General features: G+C 42.0%; 22 protein-coding genes and 2 tRNA genes. 12 read left to right on the top strand and 12 right to left on the bottom strand.

Going from position 1 to position 23,264, the window contains the following annotated elements; translation table 11 throughout:
* Positions 1-141 precede the first annotated feature (141 nt).
* The 8 genes from H3U73_RS06230 to tsaB all read right to left on the bottom strand — a co-directional run bounded on the left by H3U73_RS06230 (position 142) and on the right by tsaB (position 6,638).
* Positions 142-942: an ABC transporter permease subunit gene (locus H3U73_RS06230; protein ID WP_198190197.1), complete on the bottom strand. Its 801-nt coding sequence runs from the start codon at positions 940-942 to the stop codon at positions 142-144.
* On the bottom strand, positions 939-1,883 hold the full coding sequence (locus tag H3U73_RS06225; RefSeq protein ID WP_084551808.1) for an ABC transporter ATP-binding protein: 945 nt from the start codon (positions 1,881-1,883) through the stop codon (positions 939-941). The genes H3U73_RS06230 and H3U73_RS06225 overlap by 4 nt, the downstream gene beginning before the upstream one ends.
* Before the next feature lie 460 nt (positions 1,884-2,343).
* A tRNA-Asp gene (locus tag H3U73_RS06220) sits at positions 2,344-2,420 on the bottom strand.
* Between the two features lie 32 nt (positions 2,421-2,452).
* Positions 2,453-2,528: transfer RNA gene (locus H3U73_RS06215), tRNA-Val, on the bottom strand.
* A gap of 65 nt (positions 2,529-2,593) precedes the next feature.
* The gene (locus H3U73_RS06210; RefSeq protein WP_172332926.1) at positions 2,594-4,567 is read right to left on the bottom strand and encodes a monovalent cation:proton antiporter family protein; all 1,974 of its coding nucleotides are present in this window, start codon (positions 4,565-4,567) and stop codon (positions 2,594-2,596) included.
* 99 nt (positions 4,568-4,666) lie between these two features.
* The gene (locus tag H3U73_RS06205; RefSeq protein WP_198190196.1) at positions 4,667-5,533 is read right to left on the bottom strand and encodes a uracil-DNA glycosylase family protein; all 867 of its coding nucleotides are present in this window, start codon (positions 5,531-5,533) and stop codon (positions 4,667-4,669) included.
* A complete protein-coding gene (gene rimI, locus H3U73_RS06200; RefSeq protein WP_198190195.1) occupies positions 5,527-5,958 on the bottom strand; it encodes a ribosomal protein S18-alanine N-acetyltransferase in 432 nt (143 codons plus the stop codon). The genes H3U73_RS06205 and rimI overlap by 7 nt, the downstream gene beginning before the upstream one ends.
* Positions 5,955-6,638: a tRNA (adenosine(37)-N6)-threonylcarbamoyltransferase complex dimerization subunit type 1 TsaB gene (gene tsaB, locus H3U73_RS06195; protein WP_025330268.1), complete on the bottom strand. Its 684-nt coding sequence runs from the start codon at positions 6,636-6,638 to the stop codon at positions 5,955-5,957. The genes rimI and tsaB overlap by 4 nt, the downstream gene beginning before the upstream one ends.
* Before the next feature lie 261 nt (positions 6,639-6,899).
* Here tsaB and gluQRS point away from each other — a divergent pair, with 261 nt between their 5' ends.
* The 9 genes from gluQRS to H3U73_RS06150 all read left to right on the top strand — a co-directional run bounded on the left by gluQRS (position 6,900) and on the right by H3U73_RS06150 (position 16,245).
* Positions 6,900-7,793, top strand: coding sequence for a tRNA glutamyl-Q(34) synthetase GluQRS (gluQRS, locus tag H3U73_RS06190; protein WP_198190347.1), 894 nt, complete (start codon positions 6,900-6,902; stop codon positions 7,791-7,793).
* Positions 7,794-7,831: 38 nt separating this feature from the next.
* Entirely contained in the window at positions 7,832-9,535 is a 1,704-nt protein-coding gene (gene cydD, locus H3U73_RS06185; protein ID WP_171991503.1) for a thiol reductant ABC exporter subunit CydD, read from the top strand.
* Positions 9,532-11,187, top strand: a complete 1,656-nt coding sequence (locus H3U73_RS06180; RefSeq protein ID WP_198190194.1) for an amino acid ABC transporter ATP-binding/permease protein — start codon at positions 9,532-9,534, stop codon at positions 11,185-11,187. The genes cydD and H3U73_RS06180 overlap by 4 nt, the downstream gene beginning before the upstream one ends.
* A 378-nt stretch (positions 11,188-11,565) precedes the next feature.
* Positions 11,566-13,110 carry a cytochrome ubiquinol oxidase subunit I gene (locus H3U73_RS06175; protein ID WP_037393520.1) on the top strand — a complete coding sequence of 515 codons (1,545 nt, stop codon included), beginning with the start codon at positions 11,566-11,568 and terminating at the stop codon, positions 13,108-13,110.
* A gap of 9 nt (positions 13,111-13,119) precedes the next feature.
* On the top strand, positions 13,120-14,268 hold the full coding sequence (gene cydB, locus H3U73_RS06170; protein WP_198190193.1) for a cytochrome d ubiquinol oxidase subunit II: 1,149 nt from the start codon (positions 13,120-13,122) through the stop codon (positions 14,266-14,268).
* Between the two features lie 64 nt (positions 14,269-14,332).
* Complete coding sequence (gene cydX / locus H3U73_RS06165; RefSeq protein WP_025330274.1) at positions 14,333-14,452, top strand: cytochrome bd-I oxidase subunit CydX; 120 nt, start codon at positions 14,333-14,335, stop codon at positions 14,450-14,452.
* 260 nt (positions 14,453-14,712) lie between these two features.
* A complete protein-coding gene (locus tag H3U73_RS06160; protein ID WP_084553978.1) occupies positions 14,713-14,994 on the top strand; it encodes a hypothetical protein in 282 nt (93 codons plus the stop codon).
* A 371-nt stretch (positions 14,995-15,365) separates the two neighbouring features.
* A complete protein-coding gene (locus H3U73_RS06155) occupies positions 15,366-15,728 on the top strand; it encodes a DUF423 domain-containing protein (RefSeq protein ID WP_198190192.1) in 363 nt (120 codons plus the stop codon).
* 28 nt (positions 15,729-15,756) lie between these two features.
* On the top strand, positions 15,757-16,245 hold the full coding sequence (locus H3U73_RS06150) for a hypothetical protein (protein WP_198190191.1): 489 nt from the start codon (positions 15,757-15,759) through the stop codon (positions 16,243-16,245).
* Between the two features lie 98 nt (positions 16,246-16,343).
* On the opposite strand, the gene H3U73_RS06145 is transcribed toward H3U73_RS06150, so the two are convergent.
* The 3 genes from H3U73_RS06145 to H3U73_RS06135 form a co-directional block, all read right to left on the bottom strand.
* Entirely contained in the window at positions 16,344-17,714 is a 1,371-nt protein-coding gene (locus H3U73_RS06145; RefSeq protein ID WP_198190190.1) for an NAD-dependent succinate-semialdehyde dehydrogenase, read from the bottom strand.
* Positions 17,715-17,893: 179 nt separating this feature from the next.
* Positions 17,894-18,583 carry an LrgB family protein gene (locus tag H3U73_RS06140; RefSeq protein WP_084551803.1) on the bottom strand — a complete coding sequence of 230 codons (690 nt, stop codon included), beginning with the start codon at positions 18,581-18,583 and terminating at the stop codon, positions 17,894-17,896.
* 36 nt (positions 18,584-18,619) lie between these two features.
* Positions 18,620-19,024, bottom strand: coding sequence for a CidA/LrgA family protein (locus tag H3U73_RS06135; protein ID WP_078474338.1), 405 nt, complete (start codon positions 19,022-19,024; stop codon positions 18,620-18,622).
* Between the two features lie 105 nt (positions 19,025-19,129).
* On the opposite strand from H3U73_RS06135, the gene H3U73_RS06130 reads away from it, so the two are divergent.
* Positions 19,130-20,023 (top strand): LysR substrate-binding domain-containing protein, encoded by an 894-nt coding sequence (locus H3U73_RS06130; protein ID WP_171991472.1) that lies wholly within the window; start codon positions 19,130-19,132, stop codon positions 20,021-20,023.
* 232 nt (positions 20,024-20,255) lie between these two features.
* Positions 20,256-20,600 (top strand): antibiotic biosynthesis monooxygenase, encoded by a 345-nt coding sequence (locus tag H3U73_RS06125; RefSeq protein WP_100125244.1) that lies wholly within the window; start codon positions 20,256-20,258, stop codon positions 20,598-20,600.
* 108 nt (positions 20,601-20,708) lie between these two features.
* On the opposite strand, the gene coaD is transcribed toward H3U73_RS06125, so the two are convergent.
* Positions 20,709-21,224, bottom strand: coding sequence for a pantetheine-phosphate adenylyltransferase (gene coaD, locus H3U73_RS06120; RefSeq protein WP_025330283.1), 516 nt, complete (start codon positions 21,222-21,224; stop codon positions 20,709-20,711).
* An 852-nt stretch (positions 21,225-22,076) separates the two neighbouring features.
* Here coaD and H3U73_RS06115 point away from each other — a divergent pair.
* Positions 22,077-23,264: an efflux RND transporter periplasmic adaptor subunit gene (locus tag H3U73_RS06115; RefSeq protein ID WP_078474340.1), complete on the top strand. Its 1,188-nt coding sequence runs from the start codon at positions 22,077-22,079 to the stop codon at positions 23,262-23,264.

Below are 23,264 nucleotides of genomic sequence, written 5' to 3'. Positions count from 1 at the left end.
AAAGCAAAGACCTCAATCATACTAATCTGATTGAGGTAGATAAATTGCAAAATAGCATAAAGGGCAGACTGAAAATATCATTTAAATTACTGAATTATTAAATAATATTTTGAAGCCTGACCTTTAAAATTTTAGTGTCTGTTAGTTGGATAATGAAATATCACGCCGTCTGAATATCAATGTGGCTATCAGGAAAAAAATCAATGCATAGACAATATTGGCTGCCAAGGTAATAAAAAATTCACTCTGGACAGGTTTTTCAACTGCATCCGCCATTAATTTAATCAAATAACTGTTTACATTTAATGGATTTAATTTGTATATCCATCCGTCTTCAGGTAAATGAAGATAAAAAAAGTTGATTATTTCCCAAAGATTATCAGCAAAGAAATAATACACAATACAGCTTCCGGTTACGAGTGCACTGCTGTTAAATACAGAAGAAAGCATCAGAGCAAAAGCAGTAAAAAATATTGTAATGGCTAATATGAATATGCTGTGTATTCCAGTGTACTTTAATATGATGCTAATTTCCGGCATTTGGTGAATTGTCAGTATATGTAATAATAGAGAAACGATTACAGATATAATCAGAAAAACAGGCATTAATATAGTAATCGCTGCAATTTTAGCCAGTAATATTTTGTAACGCTGATAAGGACGGGTCAGAATAAATTTAATTGTTCCTTTGGATATTTCAGAACTTAGAATATTAGATGAATAGATAATAGAGATAAAATTAATAAAACTGTAACAAATAGCGATACTAATTAAAAAGACTTGGTCACTATCATTTTTAGAAATTGAATGTGATGTATGAGTGACCACAAAATGCATAGTGCTGAAATAAATAATTAGTGTCAATAATAATATTAGGGGTATGATAATGACACTTCGGGTGTTTTTAAGGTATTTACGCCATTCATTAATTAGTAATTTCATTTGTTGACCTTTTGTTGATTATCGTTTTTTATGCTTTGCAGAAAAGAATCTTCCAGAGAGTAATGAGTCAGCTTCAAACCAATTAAGGGAATATCATGTTGAACAAGAAGTCTGGCAATTTCTGCACGCGGATCGTGGTCAGTTGAATCAGTTGCAATTTCAAGATTATTGAGCTGACGGGTAACCTGATACCCGTTGTTCAGCAGAATTTTTTCTGCCGGTGCTAAATCTCCGTCTACTTCGATATGAATAATGTTATTGGATTTACCCAGAAAATCACTCATTGTTCCCGCATAGACCTGTCTGCCCTGATTAACGATAAAAATATCATTAACAATTTCCTGAAGCTCGGAAAGCAGGTGGCTGGAAATAATAATGCTGTTTCCATGCTGAACAAAATTTTTCATCAATGTACGAAAATCTTTCATTCCTTCCGGATCAAGACCATTCATGGGTTCATCTAGAATTAATACTTTAGGCTGATGAATAGTTGCGTTTGCGACGCCTAATCTTTGGCGCATACCCAGAGAATAGCCTTTGACTTTTTGGTGTTCTGCACCTTTAAGCCCGGTTCTGGTTAATGTTTGCATTAAATCATCTTTACTGATTGACTGACGGCTCATATCAGCAAAAATTTGCAGATTATTGAAACCGGACATGTAATTATAGAATTCCGGATTTTCAATGATGGTACCAAGATTAAAAGCTGCTTTTTCAAAGTCTTTTTGTATATTGTGTCCACAGATTTTAATGTCTCCGGAAGTGGGAAACATCAGACCTGTGAGTATTTTCAGCATAGTGGTTTTGCCGGCACCATTGGGGCCTAAAAAGCCCATAATCCGACCGGGTGCAATCTTGAAAGAAATGTTATCCAGAATCTTCCTGTTTTTAATCTTTTTGCTAACATTTTTAACTTCAATGAGATAATTGATTTTTCCCACTCTAAACCTTTCTTGTTCAGGGAGTTAAATTTATTGATTTTGTCGATGTTATATGAGTAAAGCAATACCTGTCTTTATGGTATACGGAATTTTTATTTTCCTTATTTATAATAATGTATTATACATAATTTAACAATATTAAAATGTCTGGTTTATTGGTGGTTTATTCAGCTGGACATGCTGAATATAAGTTGAGTGTTGCTTTTGAATCTTTTTTATATAATGAATCAGATAAATAGCTAAGCAGAAAAAATCTGACTGAAATAATTTTTGCTGTAATCGAAATTATCTACCAGAAAAATTCTGGGAATGATGTATAAATGGTCTGATTAAAGGATATCTGTTCTATAAGGATTATGTATTTGAATATTCGGGTTTGACGTAATAGGTTGTCTGAAAAATGTTTGTATATAATGAATAATAAAAAAGCACAGCTTATGCTGTGCTTTTTTATTTAATTTGGCGCGGCGGACGGGGCTCGAACCCGCGACCCCCGGCGTGACAGGCCGGTACTCTAACCAACTGAGCTACCACCGCGCAAGTTTTATGCAACGCATAAAACAGAAAACTGGTGGGTGATGACGGAGTCGAACCGCCGACATTCTGCTTGTAAGGCAGACGCTCTACCAACTGAGCTAATCACCCCTGCTTGGGAAAGACGCTATTAAACCAGATATGCCGTTCGCTGGCAAGTACTAGTGATGAAAAAATTAGTTCGTTCCCTGTAGTGACCAGTTTTCAAAAAGAATTACTTTGTCTCTGGGGCCGAGTACAACCAGAGTATCTGCATTTTTAAAACGGAATTCAGAGTCAAATTTGCGTAATTGATGAGCATTGCGGCGTACTGAGAGCAGTTTTACTTTCAATTTGTCCAGCGGAAGGTCGTCTACACTTTTACCTACCAGAAAAGCATCTGGCGGCAGAGTGAAAGCCTGACGGAAATAATGGATATTCTCATCAGAGACGGTGTCATCGCTGCCGGCAAATAAACCTTCAAGTGCCTGATAACGATTTTGACGAATACGCTGCATGATTTGATAGACTTCATCAAACGGTTTGCCTGAGCTTAATAATGCCTGACTGGCGAGTGTAAGGCTGGATTCTTTCTCATCAGAAACGATATCGTCTGCACCCATATTGGTTAGCACAGGAATGTTGTCGTCGTTGGTAACGCGCACGATTACCGGCATGGTAGGGGCAATCAGCATAATATTATTGAGAATATGCTTGGCCTCTGTCATGTTGTTGATGGTAATCAGTACGGTATTGGCACGTTTTAATCCGGCTGCCTGTAATACTTCCTGCCGTTTGGCATCACCGAATGTGACCGGTTCTCCGGCAGCTTTGGCTGTGGCAACCCGTTCAGCATCCAGATCAATGGCATAGTAGGGTGTATCCTCCTGTTGCAGGATACGGGCAATGCTCTGACCGCAGCGGCCGAAACCGATGATGAGAATATGGTCAGATTTGCTCATGGTATCTACCAGTATGCTCTGTAAATCAACTGCCTGTTCGTCCCAGCTGCGTTTAACCAGCAGTTTATTGATTTTATCTGCACTTCGCATAATAAAGGGTGCCAGTATCATGGAAAGCAGGATGGCGGCAATGGCTGCTTGTTGCAGCTCAAGAGAAATGAGTTTTAATGCGCCACTAATGGCCAGCATAACAAAGCCGAATTCACCACCCTGAGCGAGATACAAAGCTGTTTTAATGCTGTCGCCGGTATTTTCTTTCATGTAGCGGCTAATGCCAAATAGTACCGCTGCTTTCAGAATAACCAGCAGTGCTCCCAGTATCAGTATCATTAACCAGCTTGATTGTAAAACTTGTATATTCAGTTTCATGCCGATGGTAATGAAGAAGAAGCCGAGCAGAATGTCCCGGAAGGGGCGAATGTCATCTTCTACCTGATAGCGGTATTCGGTTTCTGATATCAGCATACCGGCAACAAAGGCGCCCAGTGCCAGTGACAGACCGGCCAGCTGAGTAAGATAAGCAACTCCGAGAGTGACCAGCAAAACGTTAATCATGAAGAGTTCGCTGGATTTGGTGCGGGCAATCAGACGGAACCACATAGGCATGATTTTACTGCCGACCACCAGCAGCAGACCTAAGGCAAGTGCCATGGTAAGCAGGGCTTTGCCCATTTGCAGGATCAGACCGTCACTGCTGTGAGCCAGAGCAGGTAATAAAATCATCAATGGAACGACGGCAATATCCTGCATCAGCAGTACGCCCATAATCATGTGGCCGTAATGCTGTCCCAGTTCGTTTTTTTCTACCATAATGCGGCTGACAATAGCCGTCGAAGACATGGTCATGGCTGCGGCAAGGGTAAACGCCCATGTCAGCTGAATACGCATAGCTGCAAACAGGATAAAAAGTATCAACAGGGTAAGTGCAACCTGTAATCCGCCTAAACCAAGCACCAGCCTGCGCATGGCTTTGAGTTTGCCGATGGAAAATTCAAGCCCGATGCTGAACATAAGAAAAGTAATGCCGATTTCTCCGATAAATTCGGTGGCATGACTCTGATTAATTAAATGCAGCCAGCCAGGACCGGCTATGAAGCCAACTACCAGGTAGCCTAGCATGGCGGGAATGTGTAAACGTCGGCAGATGATAGAGGCCAAAACGGCCACCAAAAGAATCATCACGACAGGGCCAAGAGAAATATGCATAATATATTGATTTTATTTAATTAAAATTTTATTATCATATTTTAACATAGATGTTTTGGCTTGTGCGGACTTATACCTTATAAAGATACATTTTTTAACAGATTATTGTAAGAAATTGCGCAATTGTTTAAGTGCTGTCCATGCATTGGCTTTTAAATGGCTTTGACGCAATAATCGTGCAGGGTGGGGCGATATTACGTAAGGAGTATTGTGCAGATTTTGTGCCAGTATTGTCTGGTCGAGCTGGCTGAATATCTGCCCAAGCAGCAGAATAGCCTGAGGCCGGATATGTTCGATCTGAGCACTCAGATAAGGCAAACAGGCTTGCAGATGCTCATCAGTAATGCGCAGGCTGACATTAGGCGCACACTTCACCTGGCTGGTAAAAAAAACTTCTTCAGCAGTAATATTGATGGCTGCCAGCATATTGCTGAGCAATTTGCCGACTTCTCCGCTGAAAAGCTGCCTGCTGCTGTCGTCGGGCGGTGCAGGATTAGAGCTGATAACCAGAAGCCGTGCATTGCTTGCACCATATCCCGGAAGTGGAGTGCAGCGCTCCTGATGCAAATTGCAGCGGGTGCATGCGGCCAGTGTTGCCGGAATCGATTCGAAACTGATATTTAATTTGTCACTTGTGGTAATGGGGCTGATTTTGCTAGTGTTATCTTCTTTGGTAATCTGTGTTACAGATTCAGTTGCCGGTTGATTGATAATTTGCCGAAGTGCGTCACGATGCCGGTTGGCTGGCTGAGTTGCAGAAATATCTGCCGGTGACGTCTGGTGAGAAGTTCTCACTGGTTCTAGATGGACAGAATTATCCGAAGCAGAACGTGCCACAAGCCGGGTATCGTTTTTTACTGGCGTATTTGTTTCTGTAATTTCGGAAGGTATCAGATAAGCAGTTTGTGATAACCACATGGGGCCGAGACCCAGCGCTTCGTGCAGATAAAGATAGCGGCTGTCTAGCATGGTTTTTCCATTAATACAGCATCATCACCATTCTGGTAATAATTTTTACGTATGCCACAGGATACAAAACCATTGTTTGTATACAGTTGCAGTGCACCGGAATTGCCGGCACGCACTTCAAGCAATATCCGGTTCAGATGCTGTTGCTTTGCATGCTGGAATAAATGTTCCAGTAATTGTTGTGCATAACCCTGCCTTCTGAAATCAGGCTGGGTGTCAAGCAAATGAATTTCGGCTTCCCCCGGTAGTTTTTGCCAGACCAGCATGCTGACAATTCCATGCACAGGCAGGTCAATTACCCATACAGGCTGTGGTGCATAAACGGTATTGGCCAGTTGTGTTGCTGACCATGGCGCCGGATTACACTGTTTTTCAAGCTCATGCAGAGCGGCGACATCAGCGAGAGTGGCGGCACGGATATTCATGCTATCTGACTCGCAGTTCGTCTGGCAGCCTGTTCGGCAGCTGTCAGAGCAATTTTATTGCGGACATAATGCAGGCTGGCATGAGCAGCATCAGTTGCTTTGTAACGACCGGATAAGGCCAGTTGCACATACTCCTGAGCTCCGGGCATAAGATTCTGCCCTGATACGGGTAAATTGATATTCAGCCCGTAAGCATTACCGATACCTGTAGCCTGATGCTGACCGGCCGGCAGACAGATGCTTTCGGCAGTACCCACCAGATAATCACTCAGACGTTTATGATTATGGGTGTCATACCATGCATAGAATAGTTCGTTCATACGTGCGTCTGTTGCGGCCAGTACGCAAGGCTGATCCGGTGCAAGAGCAGCTACAGCATCCAGACAGGGAATGCCAATCAGTGGCAGACTGAATGGCAATGCTAAACCAGTAGCTACACCTAGACCAATGCGTAATCCGGTGAAAGCACCGGGGCCTTGTGCGTAAATGATGGCATCCAGCTGAGACAGTATCAGTCCGGATTCTGCCAGTAACTGCTGTATACGCGGTAATATCAGTTCAGACTGTTTTGCACCGGCTGCTTCGCAGATGCTGTCAGTATGTCCGTTGTGATGCAGTCCCAGTGACAGATAACTGGTGCTGGTATCGATTACAAGCAGACGTGAATCATTGCTAATCATGATGTGTTAATGTATTCGGATAAATTGAATTATACCGTTTTATGCCTTTATTTTTTAGGTTAAATATTGTGCCAGAGTAAAGTTATAGGTAAGGGTAATAAATGCTATTTTTGGGTAATTTTTTGATAAATAATTGTTTATATTCTAGATTTAGTGATTAATTATCACGGCTGGTTTGTACTTTTTCGGGTGTGATGTTAAGTTATATTAGCTGTGCCGGCTGTGAAATTGAATTAAGAATGGAAGTTGTTTGTGGATGAGTTGTATGTAGGGCGTTTTGCCCCTAGCCCTACCGGTTTGTTGCATATCGGTTCGCTGCTTACTGCGGTAGCTTCTTATCTGGATGCCCGCAGCCGAGAGGGACGCTGGCTGGTGCGGATGGAAGATCTGGATCCGCCACGTGAAATGCCGGGTGCGGCAGCAGCTATTTTATCTGCACTGGAAGCTTTTGAACTGCACTGGGATGGTGAAGTTGTTTATCAGAGCAAGCGTCATCACCTTTATGCTGCAGCTCTGGCGCGATTGAAAGCGCAAGAACTGGTGTATCCGTGCTTTTGCAGCCGAAAAACGATACAGGCTGAAGCACAGGGCATGGGTACGGATGGTTTTATTTATGCCGGACATTGTGCATCTTTGAATGCAGATATGTCTGTCTGTTCAGAGAAAATGCCGGCATGGCGTTTGCGAACTGGTACAGATATAACCGGTTTTACGGATGCAATACAAGGTTATAAGCAACAGTGTTTATCCAGAGATGTGGGCGATTTTGTTTTGTTGCGGGCAGATGGTTTCTGGGCTTATCAACTGGCGGTCGTAGTTGATGATGCGGATCAGGGAATCAATCATGTAGTACGCGGTCAGGATTTGTTATTATCTACCCCCCGTCAGATTTATTTACAGCAGTTACTGGGTTTTTCACAGCCGGCTTATGCTCATTTACCGTTGCTGACTAATACGCTGGGACAAAAATGGTCAAAACAGACGCAGGCACCTGCATTAGATTTGCGCCGGCGTGAAACTTTACTGCGGCAGGTTCTCACTTATCTCGGGCAGCCGCAGGCACCAGAGGTGGATAGTCTGTCTGATTTGCTGAGCTGGGCGGTGCAGCACTGGCAGCTTAAGCGTATTTCACCACAGGCAATTGCAACAAATTAATGCTGATAGAAAGTTTTAGACAACGAGGGAGAAAAGGGTTGGTTCGAAGTAACTTACATGCATCTGCTCCGCGATTTTATCTGCGCTTATGGCAAAAACGACAACACCGCTCATACCGGCTGGCATGGGTGCTGATGGTTACCGCAGCCGTATTAATTATTGTACAGAGTGCTCTACTGGCTAACCTTTTTGCTTTGTGGCTTAATGGAGAGGATGTAACTGAGACTTTATTTCAGTTTTTACCTTATCTATTAATCTGCTGGCTGTTGCGGCCGTTACTGAACTATTTTAAAGACCGGTTGCTATTACGGGCAAGTGTGGCAATCAGATTACAGTTGCGCAGTCAGTTAATGAAAGCACTGGCATTACTGGGACCTGAGCGTAGCCAGTATGGCAGTGATGGAGCTCTGTCTACAATGGTTCTGGAACAGGTAGATGCTCTGGATGGATATTTAAGCCGTTATGTTCTGCAACAGCAACTTGCAGTACTGATGCCGGTACTGATTGCTGCGGCTACCTGTTTTTATAGTCCATTTGCTGCTGCACTATTATTGCTGACTGCGCCATTGGTTCCGATTTTTATGATTTTGCTCGGACAGGCGGCAGCACGTAAAAATCGTGCGCAGTTTTCAGCACTGGCGGCTTTAAGCGGACGTTTTCTGGATTTGCTGCGGGGTCTGCCCACGTTACGTCGTTTAGGTGCTCAGTTGCAGGCACAGAAGACTATTGATGCCGCTGCTGAGTCTTATCGGGTGCGAACAATGGCGGTATTACGGCTGGCATTTCTGTCTACAGCCGTTCTGGAACTGTTTGCTTCACTGGCGATCGCACTGGTGGCTGTCTATCTGGGTCTCGGACTGCTGGGTGTATTGCCCTGGGCAAACGGACAAATACCGGTACCTTATCAGGGGGCATTATTTATTTTATTGCTGGCGCCGGAATTTTATGCACCATTGCGTCAGCTTGGTGCTGATTATCATGATAAAGCTAAGGCAGAGGCAGCAGCCGAGACATTAATGCCACTATATAAAGTGGTCGAAAATATTCCTGCTGTTTCTGAAGAAGTTGATTTTGTATTGCAAACACCTCCCAGTTTGCGCGCAGATTATCTGGTGGTATACGGACGTGATGAACGTATCCGTCTGCCGCAATTCAGTTTTTGCATAGAAGCCGGAGAACGTGTTCTGCTCAGAGGAGCGAGTGGCAGTGGAAAATCCAGTCTGCTGCAGGCCTTACTGGGGTTTGCTCCTTACTCTGGTACTTTATGGATCAATCAGCATAATTATGCTGAATTAAATTTACCGCTATTACGACAGTCGGTGGCTTATCTGGCACAGACGCCACCAATATTGTCACTATCAGTTGCCGAAAATTTGCGGCTGGCCAGCCCGGATGCTACGGATGAAGAATTGCAGCAGGTACTGCAACAAGTAGGACTGTGGGTATTAATTCAGCGTTTACCTCATCAAATGGATACACAACTGGGTGAGCGTGGTCGTGGAATGTCCGGCGGACAGTTACAACGACTGGCGCTGGCACAAATGCTGTTACGAAAAGCACCGTTATGGCTGCTGGATGAACCAACCGCTCATCTGGATGCGCAAACAGCATCGGAAATTATGCAGTTGCTGGCGCAGCTGAGTATCGGTAAAACGGTGATACTCGTTAGTCATGATATTAGTTTTGCCGGATGGGTTGATAGGGAAATCATGCTGACTGACCGGCAGGAGCAATTACGATGAAGCGTTATCATTTGTTATGGTCACAACAGCAGCTGAAACTGTCTAATTTATTGCTGAGTCGCAAGCGTGCCTGGTTACTGGCATGGTTATTAGGGCAGGTAACGGCTATAGCCAGTACCGGACTGCTGGCTCTGTCCGGCTGGTTTATTACTGCTGCCGGGCTGGCCGGAATAATAAGTCTGGCAACAGCTTACACCTTTAACTATTTTACTCCGGCAGGGGTGATCCGTTTGCTGGCGATTGTGCGTACCGCGGGGCGCTATGGTGAGCGTCTTGGTTCACATGATGCAGTACTGGGTCTTCTGGCTGATTTACGTAGCGGGCTGTTTTCTCGTCTGGCTACAGGTAAACAGCAGCAACAGAACGCTCTGCGGCAGATGCATTCTTTACTGAGTGATATTGAATTGCTGAATAACTGGCCGCTTAATGTTGTATTGCCATGGTTATGGGCATTATTCATGTTGCTGGGCATTCTGGGGCTAACTTTAATTGTGGCCGGCAGCAAACTGACATTGTATCTGTCTATTCCATTATTTCTGGCAACTGTCGTGATTCCGGCATTGGCTGCACTGTACGGACAAAACTGGGGCAAACAGCAGGCAGGATTGGCTGAAAAGCGGCGTATAGCTTTATTGCAACCGCTTGAAGCAATAACAGCTTTGTTGCAATGGCAGCAATGGTCACGCTTTGCAACGGTTTTTCATGCCGAAGATCAATATTATGTCTCTGGCCAGTTGCATCAGCAGCAATTGGCAGGAAGAGTAGTATTGTTACAGCAGGTATTGATGGCTGCAGCAGTGGCTGTTTTGTTATGGTTGGGAAGTGAGCGTTTCGGTGGCGATGCAAACCTTTCAGTAGCCATGTTGCTGGCGCTGGTGCTGGCTGTATTTGGTTTTACAGAACTGGTGCTGGTACTGGGTATGAATATGATGACCTATGGTCTGTGTCAGGCTGCATGCATACGTCTTAATGCAATTACGCCCGCACTGACTGTTGAAGAATCAGATAAAAAGCCTTTACCGGCACAACTGCATTTACAGGCGCGTGCATTACAGGCACGCTGGCCGGATGCGCTGAACGGAGCGGAAAATGTCAGTTTTGATTTGGTTAACGGTAATATTTTGTTGCTGCAAGGAGCATCTGGTGCCGGGAAATCAACTTTGCTGGCAGTATTAGCGGGGGAACTGGAACCAGCAGCAGGGCAATTGTGTTGTAATCAGCAACCGTTTTCAGCATGGCAGTGGCAGGGAGAGGTGGGTTATCTGGCTCAGCAACTGGATATATTTGATTTAACTCTGGCTGAGAATCTGCGTTTGGGTAAAGCTGATGCTACTGAGGATGAGTTGTGGTCAGTACTTTCCAGCGTCGGGCTGGCTGTATGGGCTGAAAATCAGCCCCAGCTTCTGGAGACACGTCTGGGAGAATATGGAGCAGCTGTGTCAGGAGGGCAGGCACGTCGTATTGCTTTGGCACGTTTACTGCTGCGTCCTTATAAAATACTGATACTGGATGAACCGTTTGCCGGTATTGATGAGCAGGCACAGGCAGAGCTGGCTTCTGTGCTGCAACAGCATCAGCGGCAAGGTATTCTGATTGTAGCAAGCCATCAGACTAATCCGTGGCCTGAAGCTCAGATTTTGCAAATAAATTGAATAAATTCTGAATAAATTTTTAGCTGATTTACTTTTCTGGCAGCCATTTTGTGGCTGCCTTTATTTGATCTAGATCAAAAAAATAACTAATAACAAATTTTAACAAAGACATTGTATTATAATTTCTAAATATATATTTTTAGCATTTATAATGTAAAAGTAAAATATATAATATTTTTAACAATAGAAGTTTAGTTTATTTTTAATTTTACATATTTAATGTAAACTTAAATAACTATATTTATTTGTTAAATTTATGCATTAGTTTAATATTTTCGATTTGTATAGTATATTAAATTCTATTAAATTGAAATATTTATCAATGCCGGTTTAAAGATAAATATAATTTTTATTAATATAAATTACAGGAACAAAGCCATGGATTTAGTGGAACTGTCAAGGCTGCAGTTTGCGCTGGTCGCGCTTTATCATTTTTTGTTTGTACCGCTAACATTGGGGATAGTATGGATTCTGGTAATAATGGAATCCACTTATGTGTTAACCGGTAAGCAGATATATAAAGATATGACGCGATTCTGGGGCAAATTGTTCGGCATCAATTTTGCTCTGGGTGTAACTACCGGTATAACAATGGAATTCCAGTTTGGTACCAACTGGTCATATTATTCGCATTATGTGGGGGATATTTTTGGTGCGCCATTGGCTATTGAAGCGCTGATGGCATTTTTTCTGGAATCCACTTTTGTAGGCCTGTTCTTTTTTGGCTGGGAAAGACTGAGCCGGCCTGGTCATCTATTAGTTACCATTCTTATGGCACTTGGTTCCAATCTGTCTGCATTGTGGATTCTGGTAGCCAATGGCTGGATGCAGGATCCGGTAGGGGCGCATTTCAATTTTGAATCAATGCGTATGGAAATGACCAGTTTTACTGACATTTTCCTGAATGAAGTAGCGCAGAATAAATTTGTACATACAGTCTCTGCCGGTTATGTAACCGCTGCGGTTTTCGTGATGTCTATTTCTGCCTGGTATTTGCTGAAACGTCAGGATGTCGAATTTGCCAAAAAAAGCTTTCGTATTGCCGTAGCTTTTGGTGTAGCTTCAATTCTGTCAGTTATTATCCTGGGTGATGAATCCGGTTATACCGTGGGAAAATCACAGCAAACTAAAATGGCGACACTGGAAGCCATGTGGGAAACAGAACCGGCTCCGGCTTCGTTTAATCTGATTGCTCTGCCAAATGAGCAGAAAATGGAAAATGATTTCGCTATCGAAATTCCATGGGTAATGGGTTTAATCGGTACCCGGTCACTGGATAAACAGATTCCGGGAATCAAGGAAATCATTGCTGAGAATACGGAGCGTATTCGCAATGGTCGGGAAGCTGTGATTGCGCTGGAAACATTGCGTAAAGACCGTACAGATGCACAAGCACAGGCTGCCATGAAAAAATATGGCGATGATCTGGGCTTTGGCTTACTGCTTAAATCCTATGTGCCGGATGTACGTCAGGCTACTGAATCTGATATCGCACATGCAGCCCGGGAAACAATTCCGCGTGTCGCTCCGATGTTCTGGAGTTTCCGCATCATGGTATTGTGTGGCTGTCTGCTGCTGTTGCTGATGGTTGTAGCATTTTATACTTCGGTTAGAAATAGTTTTGCAGATAAACGCTGGTTGCTTAAATGGGTGTTCTGGAGTTTACCATTGCCCTGGCTGGCCTGTGAGGCAGGATGGTTTGTTGCGGAGTATGGACGCCAGCCATGGACAGTATATGGTGTACTACCGACTAATCTTTCGGCTTCTTCGCTGACGGCTGCTAGTCTCTGGGGATCAATTTTCGGTTTTGTAACACTGTACACAATCTTATTAATTGTGGAAGTGTATCTGATGGTACGGTTTTCCCGTCAGGGCCCGGGTTCACTGGGTACAGGGCGTTATGCTAATGAAGCAGAACATTAGGAGTAGACCATGGAATTCTTGGATTATTCGGTATTAAAATTCATCTGGTGGTTGTTGCTGGGTGTTCTGCTGATTGGCTTTGCCATCATGGACGGGCAGGATATGGGGGCAGGTTGTCTGCTTCCGTTTGTTGGCAGAAACGATAACGAGCGCCGTGTCATTATTAATTCAATAGCCCCGCACTGGGATGGTAATCAGGTATGGTTTCTTACTGGTGGTGGTGCTATTTTTGCAGCATGGCCATATGCTTATGCGACAGCATTTTCCGGCTTTTACTGGGCAATGATGGCTGTGCTGTGGGCAATGTTTTTCCGTCCGGTAGGATTTGACTATCGCAGTAAAATCAATAATGCCCGCTGGCGTACTACCTGGGACTGGTTACTGTTTGTCGGCAGTTTCGTTCCACCGCTGATTTTCGGTGTGGCTTTCGGTAATCTGCTGCTGGGGGTGCCATTTCATTTTAATGATGATTTGCGTTCTTTCTATACTGGTTCATTCTGGGCTTTGCTCAATCCTTTCAGTTTGTTGTGTGGTGTGGTATCGGCTGCAATGATTACCTTTCATGGTGCGATTTATCTGGCATTGCGCACAGATGAACAGGTAAGACAACGTGCACTGCGTGCCAGCACAATTGCTCTGATTGTTGTGGTAATTGCATTCTCACTGGCCGGTATCTGGGTCAATATGGGAATTAATGGTTACAGCATGGTTGAGGGAAGTTATTTGCCTGGAGCTTCACCTGATCCGCTGAATAAACAGGTGGTTAGTGCCACTGGTGCATGGATGAATAACTATCAGCAATATCCGCTGCTGTTAGTGATACCGGTACTGGCTTATGTTGGTTTTATAGTGGCATGGCTTCTGGCAAAAGGCGGGAAGAATTTTGTAGCATTCTGGTTTTCAGCATTGGGTCTTGGCGGCGTAATCAGTACCGCTGGTGTATCCATGTTCCCCTTTATCATGCCTTCAAGCACAGATTTGCGCTCCAGCCTGACGGTATGGGATGCCAGTTCGAGTGAATTTACTCTTAAAATTATGCTGGTGGTGGCATTAATTTTCGTGCCGCTAATGTTGTGCTATACCAGCTGGTGTTATCGGGTGATGCGCGGTAAGGTAACTACCGACATGATTCGCAAAAATGACCATAGCCTGTATTAAATTCGGCTTAGTCTGCCGCTGGTATTTTAGTCGGCAGACAAGCCAGTAAAATAAGGAGTATTTTATGTGGTATTTTGCCTGGTGTTTAGGTATTGGTTTTGCCATACTGCTTGGAGTAGTAAATGCATTATGGGGTGAATATCAGCAAGACAGAGATAAGTTAGATCAGCAATCACAACAATGAAATAGTGTATGCCAGTCTGATACATTCTGTTACTGAATTAATTAATTTTAAAAAAGTTCCTTTGGTTTGCTGTATACCAGTTTGCTTGGTATACAGCTTTTTCTTTTATACTAAAGGTAATACAAAGGTAATAATTATATTTATTGAAATGATTTGTTCATTATTGTTTGATTTACAGTAAATTTGATGTATTTTGCTGGAAAGTGCTGGTTTTTTGTATTAGTATAATTAATGAATATAATCTTCGGAAAGGAATCCGAATGAATAAATCTATGCGTAATAGTCTGATTTTTGCTATTGGGCTTGTTGTAGCAGCAGGTGTTAGTGCTAAGGAAATCAAAGTAGCTAGTAATAACACTGCATATGCGCCGGAAGAGGTACAGAAACTGGCCAATACAGCAGTAAAAATGGGTGTAAAAGAACCTCTGAATATGAACGTTGCTTCCGGTAATCTCATTGTTACCGGCAGTAGTGACACTAAATGTATATTTAAAGTAGGTACGGCAAAAACGCCACAAATTAGCGGTATCAGCTGTAAATAAATAGAAAATAGCTATTACAATCAAAAGATGAAAAACTGACCTGTTCATAGTAACTGGTCAGTTTTTTTATCGGTAATAGTATTATGAAAATTAGAAGAAAGAGTGAAAAGATTAATGTATCTTGGAGGAAAATTTACTCTTTTGATTGGTTTTTATAGATCTATTTTCAGCAATATAATCTTTCCTTTAATTTTTATTTTGGTTTTTATTTGCATGAAGGACAGAAAACGGGAATTTGCCATAATAATTGTATTTATGTAAGTAATTTGAGATTCAGTAAACCGACCTTTATACTTCGCTTAGCTGAATAGTCTGTTGGTAATAAGACAGGCATATCTACGGTTTAATTAATTGAATAATGGGGAATTGATATGTGGTTAGGTATTGCAGCGGTTAATCTGGCTTTGGCGGTAATGCTGGGTGCATTTGGTGCACACGGATTAAAACATATGGCCAGTGTGCAGCAACTGGAATGGTGGCATACAGCAACACAGTATTTTTTCTGGCATGCATTGGGATTACTGGTATTAGGCGTACTGGCAAAAGCAGTACCGGCATTTATGGTAAAAATACCGTTTTCTTTACTACAGCTGGGATTGATTATTTTTTGTGGTTCACTGTATCTGATGGCTTTGGGTTTGCCTCGCTGGCTCGGTGCAATTACACCGGTTGGCGGTGTTTTAATGATTACCGGCTGGCTGACTCTGGCATGGCTGGCCTTTAAGCAGCAGTAAAATTTACGAAACCTGACAGGAGGTTGCTATGCGCGGTAATGTTTATTCAATGATAATGAGTTTCTTACTGGCAGGCAGTCTGTGTGCTTGTAGCCATTCAGCAGCTGTCACAGCTAATAGTTCTGCTCAGGTTTTCAACCAATCAGCGACGCCAGTTGCTTATCAGCTGGCCGATAATTACTTCATTAAAAATACGGTAACCGGATTAGTCCCGAGACACATTAGTTCATCTGTTGAGTTTGCCCGTTATTTCGGTATGGCTGCAACTATGGGGAAAAATGGGAAACCAACTCCTATTGATTTTGCAGCTCATGATGTAATTGTATATGATGCCGGAATCGTGCAAAAGCAGCTGGAAATTACGCCCTTAACCTTAAATTATGCTCAGGATAAGCTGATATTAGATGTACGCATTCGTTCTGGAGCAAGACAGAGTTATCAGATGCATCCGTTTGTTATCTTGATTGTGCCTAAAAACTTAGCTGATAAAGTGGAATTCAAATTGCTACAACCATAAGCAGTAAAGATATGGTTGGTGTTTTATGGCCAGTAACTGATTATTATCTAAAAAAAGCAGTCTGTATAAACAGACTGCTTTTTGCATTAATAGGAGGATTAGTCCTGTGCAAGTACCACAAGTTTGTGATTAACAAATTCTTTAATGCCCAGATCACTTAGTTCACGTCCGAAGCCTGAACGTTTAATTCCGCCAAACGGCAGTTCAGCTACGGAATCACCGAAACGGTTAATAAATACCATACCGGTTTCAATTCGCGAGGCCAGATTTTTGGCGCGTTCAATATCTTTACAGAAAACGGTTCCGCCCAGACCAAAATTAGAATCATTAGCCAATGTAATTGCTTCTTCATCATTTTTTACAACATACAACTGTGCTACAGGTCCGAAAAATTCTTCGAAATAGGCCGGATTATCCCGGCTAATATCCGTGATCAGTGTAGGGGTAAAGAAATTGCCTTCAGCAGGTTTATTACCACATAATACCTTAGCACCATGTGCAATGGCTGCATTGAGCTGCTCTTGTAATGTATCCTTGCTTTTACGAGATGAAAGTGGTGCCAGTGTCGTATTTTCATCCAACGGATCGCCCATCACTACCTGGGCAAAATCTTCCTGAACAATCCGAGTGAATTGTTCAGCCACTTTTTCATGCACGATAAAACGTTTTGCTGCAATACATACCTGACCGGCGTTAAACAAGCGTCCTGCTACTGCGGTATGTGCGGCGGCTACTACATCTGCATCATCTGTGACAACGAATACATCATTACCGCCTAGTTCCATAGTAGATTTTTTCAGTTTACTGCCAGCCTGTCCGGCTACAATACTGCCGGCACCTTCTGAGCCTGTCAGAGCCACACCCTGTACGCGTTTGTCACTGATAATGGTTTCTATCTGCTCCGGAGTTACAAACAGATTGGTATAAGTACCGGCAGGTGCCTGGGCTTCATGCAGCAGATCTTCCACTAGTTGCGCACATTGCGGAACATTACTGGCATGTTTGGCTACAACCGGATTGCCTACAGCAATAGCCGGTGCAATAACCCGGATAAGCTGGTAAATAGGAAAATTCCACGGTTCAACTGCCAGAATGATACCGATAGGATGATGTTCCACCCAGCCTTTGCCCAGTTTGCTCGGATAGGCTGCCGGTTTTAGCAGTTCTGCAGCCTGTTTTGCATAGTACTGGACAATTTCAATGCAATTAACAATTTCGTTACGGCTCTCTGCAATACGCTTACCCATATCCAATGTGATAATACGGGCAATTTTTTCCTGATGCCGTGTCATAATTTCAGCCAGGCGTTGTAGTAATGCCTGTCTTTCGCCGATGTTTTCCGGTTGCGACCATTCAGACTTGTACAGAGCATGAGCCTGAGTCAGTGCATTTTCTACCTCAGTATTAGTATGATTGGAAAAAGTTCTGGCCAGCTCGCCAGTAAACGGATTGATAGATTGATAAGCCATATTCAGCTATCCTCCACAGATGTAATAGATAAGAGTAATTTGTCTGTAAAAATGCAGAGCAGAAGAAAGCGGCTGTCCGAATCATGCCGGAACAGCTTTAACGCAATTAAGAAATAGTAACAGAAGCCGCTAATGATTGTACGGCAGCGGTAAAGTTTATGTAAAGCAGGTTATCTTTATTATAACCAGACTATGATTTTCACTATTAAAGGTCCGGCCAGCACCATAAATAAACCTGCCAGAATCATAGTCAGGCTGGCAACCACACCTTCGTCGGCATTACGCTGAATTGCCCGCGAAGTACCAAATCCATGTGCGGCATTACCAAAAGCAGCACCATTGGCCAGATGCAGCCGGCTGCGACTGAAAGCCAGTGTGATATCACCAAATAGCATGCCTACCAGTCCGGTTATGATGGTGAATACGGATACCAGCGCCGCTGAACCATGAATTTTGTCAGCAAGCTCAATGGCAAACGGAGTAGATACGGAACGTGCCATCAGGCTGTAGGTTACTTCGTGGTTAAAATGAAACAGACGAGCCATCAGATAAGCACTGCCCACTCCGACAAACATTCCCACAATAATAGCTGTCATCAGAATCGGTAACTGACGTTTCATTACATCACGATATTGATAAATTGGAATGGCAAAAGCAACAGTGGCAGGGCCAAGTAAGCCGGAAATATAACGCGTATATTGATTATATTGTGTATAACTGATGTCCAGCCATTGCATGAGGGCTATGGTTAATACACTAAAAGTAATGGCGGGTGACAAAAATATAACCGGTTTGGCGCGATAGCATTTTTTTGCCAGTGCATACAATGCAATTGTCCAGATAAAACAGCCGGCAGCAATTATATTCATAACAGATATCCAGTTAGAAATTAAATATATGCCAGTTCAGACATGGCGATGTTTAATCCATACACGGCGCAGACGATAGCAGTATTTTAAGGTCAGAGCAGTACTGCTCATTACTAGAAATGTACCTGTTACGATGCTAATAATCAGTTGCCATCCTTCAGCAGCAAACAATGCCTTGTATTGAACCACTGCAACAAGAACAGGCATAAAATACAACATTAATTCACCCAGCAAAACCTGCGCACCACTGGCAATCCATGATAATTTCAATATGTTAAGCTGTAATAACAGCAATACCAGAAATAATCCGATTACACCGGCAGATAAAGGGATATGAGTAGCTTTTTCGATACCCAGCCCTATCAGCCAAAATAAAATGATTAATAAAATTTGTGCGCATATACGTAAGCAGTTTGCCATGCGAAGGTGTAACATATTCATTTTGGCTGTTCCTTATAGCCAATTATTGGAAACCACTGATTATAATTAGCTTTATTAGGCATAATATGAATTATAATTTTTTTATTATTCTTTTTTTGAATATTTATGATTGATATAAAAGCACTTCAATGCTGGGTCACTCTGGTTCAGAATCACAGCTTTTCAGTTACTGCGGAAAAACTGGCATTATCCCAACCGAGTATCAGCAAAATAATTCACGCACTGGAAAATGATTTAAATGTAGCCTTACTGCAGAAAGGAGAAAACGGACGCAAGCGTCAGGTACTACCAACAGAAATTGGTAAGCGTGTATATGAACATTCTCTACAGATACTTAATCAGGTGTCGTTGCTGAAACAGGAGGTAGAAGATTATCGTGAACTAAAATTGGGTACATTGCGTATCGGTATGTCGTTACTAGGGAGCCGTTTGCTAACACCGGCTTTTTTTAATTTTCATCAGCAATGTCCGGATATTGAGCTGGCTTTTATTGAAGCCGGTACTCGTGATATTGAAGCAGCCTTGCTGGATAACCGTCTGGATGTAGGTCAGTTACTGTTACCGGTAAGTGATGAATTTGATTATATTCCTTTATGCGATTACCCGATGATGGTACTGTTTCCGCGTAAACGGTTAGCAAAAATACCTGCATCTATGTCTTTGCGCAGTTTGCGTGATGAGTCTTTTATTTTGTTTAGTCGCGGTTTTGTTTTATTTGAACGTGTTATTAATGGTTGTCATGATCAGGGATTTGAGCCAAATGTGGTTTGCTGTACCAGCCAGTGGGAACTTTTGCGTGATATGGTAGCAAAAGAAATGGGCATTGCTTTACTGCCCAGTTATTATACGGATGAATTTGACGATAAAATATTTGCAGCTGTTCCGTTAACCGATCCGGCAATTAACTGGAGTTTGTCTATGGCGTGGCCTCGTCACAAAAAACTGACACCGGCTGTAAAAGCATGGCTTAAAGTTATCAGAGAGGAATTTTCCAAATAACTGTTTAACGTATAAGTAAGCAGAGTATTGAAAAATGCAGACAAAATAGTAACCAATGACAAACAGCAGCCTGAAAAATAGCTTGCTTTATTGTTTGCAGAATGATAATGATTTATATTTTTACAAAGAGTTATTTTAAAAAAAGCTAGGGATAAATTCATATAATAACCGGAAAAACCCTTTTATCACTTTCCATTACAGAATACGGCAATCAAGAGTAAAAAGGTTTTAAATGATCAGTAAAGTGTTTGAATTACCCTATTACGCCGTTATTTTTACCTCTAAACGCAGCCCGGGAGATTTTGGCTACTTAGAGATGGCACAAAATTTATTAATTGAAGCCGAAAAAATAGAAGGATTTTTAGGAGCGGACAGTGTTAGAGACGCAGAAGGAATCGGTATTACAGTTTCATACTGGCGAACACTAGAGGCTATTGATAAATGGAAAAACCATACGCTGCACATAGAGGGGAAAAAGATGGATATCAAACAATGGTACGAAGAATATTCAATTCGTATCTGTAAAGTTGAATATGAAAAATTTTTTGAATCCTCTGTTTTAAAACCAGATGGATAATAGGGTAGCTGATAATCAGCTACCCTATTAGTCAAGAATCAAGATTAATGCAAAATCAGTCTCTGAACCGGGCACTCAGGTTGCGACTGCCCGGATCATTCTGTCTGTTCAATTCTCAGTGTACATATGGTCTTGCATAATTTTTTCATAAACTGCATCAGGGACATAACGGCGAATCATGGCCTGCCAGTTTTGCGGTCCGACCATGCCTTTTATCATGGTTGATGATACTTCGGCATATTCACGCGGCGGTATCAGGAAGATAGTGGAAATTTCCGGCTGTAAGTCATGATTGATATGGCGCATGGAACGCTCATACTCATAATCAGAAGCGGTACGGATACCGCGGATAATGAAATCTGCACCAATACTGCGTGCATAATTAACCAGATACTGATTTTGAAAACTGGAGATTTTAACATTGGGAAAATTTGCCGTGATAGCCTGAAGCATTTCTTTGCGCTCTTCAACTGAATATGTGGCGTTTTTTTCCGGATTAACACCAATAGCGACGATTAGTTCATCAAATAATGGTTGTGCTTCACGAATCATCCATAAGTGACCATTGGTAGGGGGATCAAAGCTGCCGGCATAGACTGCACGGCGGGTAGTTGAATTAGTCATTGTTGCTTATTCCAAACTGCTTTTTCATGTGCCGGAAAAATAACCAGTATGCAGATATTATCTGCTGAACATGATTGATTTAATTGTAAACAGTTATTATTTTTTTCAATGTTGTCAGTACAAAGCTGCGCAGCTTAATCAGTTGTGTGTGCATTGTCAAAACATAAATGTTTTTTTATGTGGGAAAGAAAATATTAAGCCGAATAAAGGTAAAGAATTCAAAAGAATAATATGAAATATTATAAAATAATCATTTTTGTTTTAATAGTATAAATAGTAAGTAGTTTGCCTGCTTAATTTTGCCATATATGAATATTCAGATTAGGTTTCGTCATTTTGTTTTAACGGTTCATATAAAAAGAGGAGTTTTTTAATTTCTATTTAGATAATTTTTTATGTTGATTTTATTAATTTTATTAAAAAATACTTAAAAAAGTGGAATCCTTTAATTTTTCTGCTGTATTTGTAGTGGCGGTTTTTCTTAATAACTACTATATTTTTATTAGCAGAATTTCGATATGGAGCAGCGACTCTGTAGTTAATGAATAGTTAAATATATTTTCAGACTCTTATTCATATTTGAGTATCAGTAAAATGTGTATTTTGTTGAAATCATTTAAAATTTTATCATTATATTTTTTTAAGCAAGCAAAGATTTAATATATATGATTTTATAAAGAGCTTGGATTATTATTTAATATTCATAAATTAATAATGGATATCAGATATTAATAACTAACATGATATATTGATGAGAATGGTTTTCATCCTTTACAATCTTAATCTTTTGCCGCTATTTATTAAATTTATTAATTAGAGCAAAATTTGAGTGATATACGGATTATTAAGCAAATGAAAAAAAAATGGGTTAAAAGGTTTGTATGGTTGTTAGTTGTGGTGGTGCTGGCTGCTGTTGTATGGAGCCTGTTTTTTAAACCTAAAGACCAGATGAATTTTGTGACAGATGATGTTCGCCGCAGCGATATCATGCAGACAGTTAATGCCACAGGAGAAATTGCGGCGGCACAATTGGTTGATGTCGGTGCTCAGGCTTCCGGCCAGATCAAAAAACTGTATGTTAAACTGGGTCAGCAGGTTAAAAAAGGTGATTTGATTGCTGATATTGATTCCACTACCCAGTTAAATACCCTCAACACTAATAAAGCTAAGCTGGATACTTATCGTGCTCAGCTGGTATCTGCTCAAATTGCATTGAAAATGAAGCAGCGTGCATTTGACCGTGAACGCGCGCTGATGGGGCAGGATGCTACCTCTAAAGCAGATTTTGATAATGCTCAGGATAATCTGGCCGCAGCACGGGCTAACGTGGCTGAGCTGAAGTCACAAATCCGGCAAACACAGATTGCCATTAACACTTCAGAAGCAGATTTAGGCTATACCCGCATTACTGCTCCGATGGACGGTACAGTTGTATCCATTCCAGTAGAAGAGGGACAAACTGTGAACTCCAGCCAGAATACGCCAACGATTGTACAGCTGGCTGACTTAAGCAAAATGCTGAATAAAATGCAGATTGCCGAGGGCGACATGAGTAAGGTTAAGGCAGGAATGCATTTAACTTTTACTACACTGGCGGACAATAACAAAGTGCGTAAAGCTACTCTTGAAGCAGTAGATCCGGGGTTAACCAAGATGTCTCAGGGAAGTTATGACACCAGTACGGATACAACTGATACAGCTATTTATTACTATGCCCGGGCTCTGGTTCCGAATGATGATGGCACACTGCACATCGGGATGACTACTCAGAATAATATTTTTGTGAAATCTGTTAAAAATGTACTGACTGTATCGAATCAGGCAATCAGGCATAACCGTGGTAAAAAAGTGGTGAAGGTGCTGGGCGATAATCAGCAGGTTCAGGAAAAACAGATTGAGACTGGTATTACAGACGGTATGCGCACAGAAGTGAAATCAGGCCTGAAAGAGGGTGACCGGGTAGTTTTATCTGCGCTGAGCAAGGCAGACGCCAAAAATGGTGTCAGCAAAGAACCTAAAATGCGCGGTCCGAGAATGTAA

The sequence above is a fragment of the Snodgrassella sp. W8124 genome, assembly GCF_016100875.1.
Taxonomy (GTDB): Bacteria; Pseudomonadota; Gammaproteobacteria; order Burkholderiales; family Neisseriaceae; genus Snodgrassella; species Snodgrassella alvi.
This window is presented reverse-complemented; position numbering and strand designations above follow the sequence as displayed.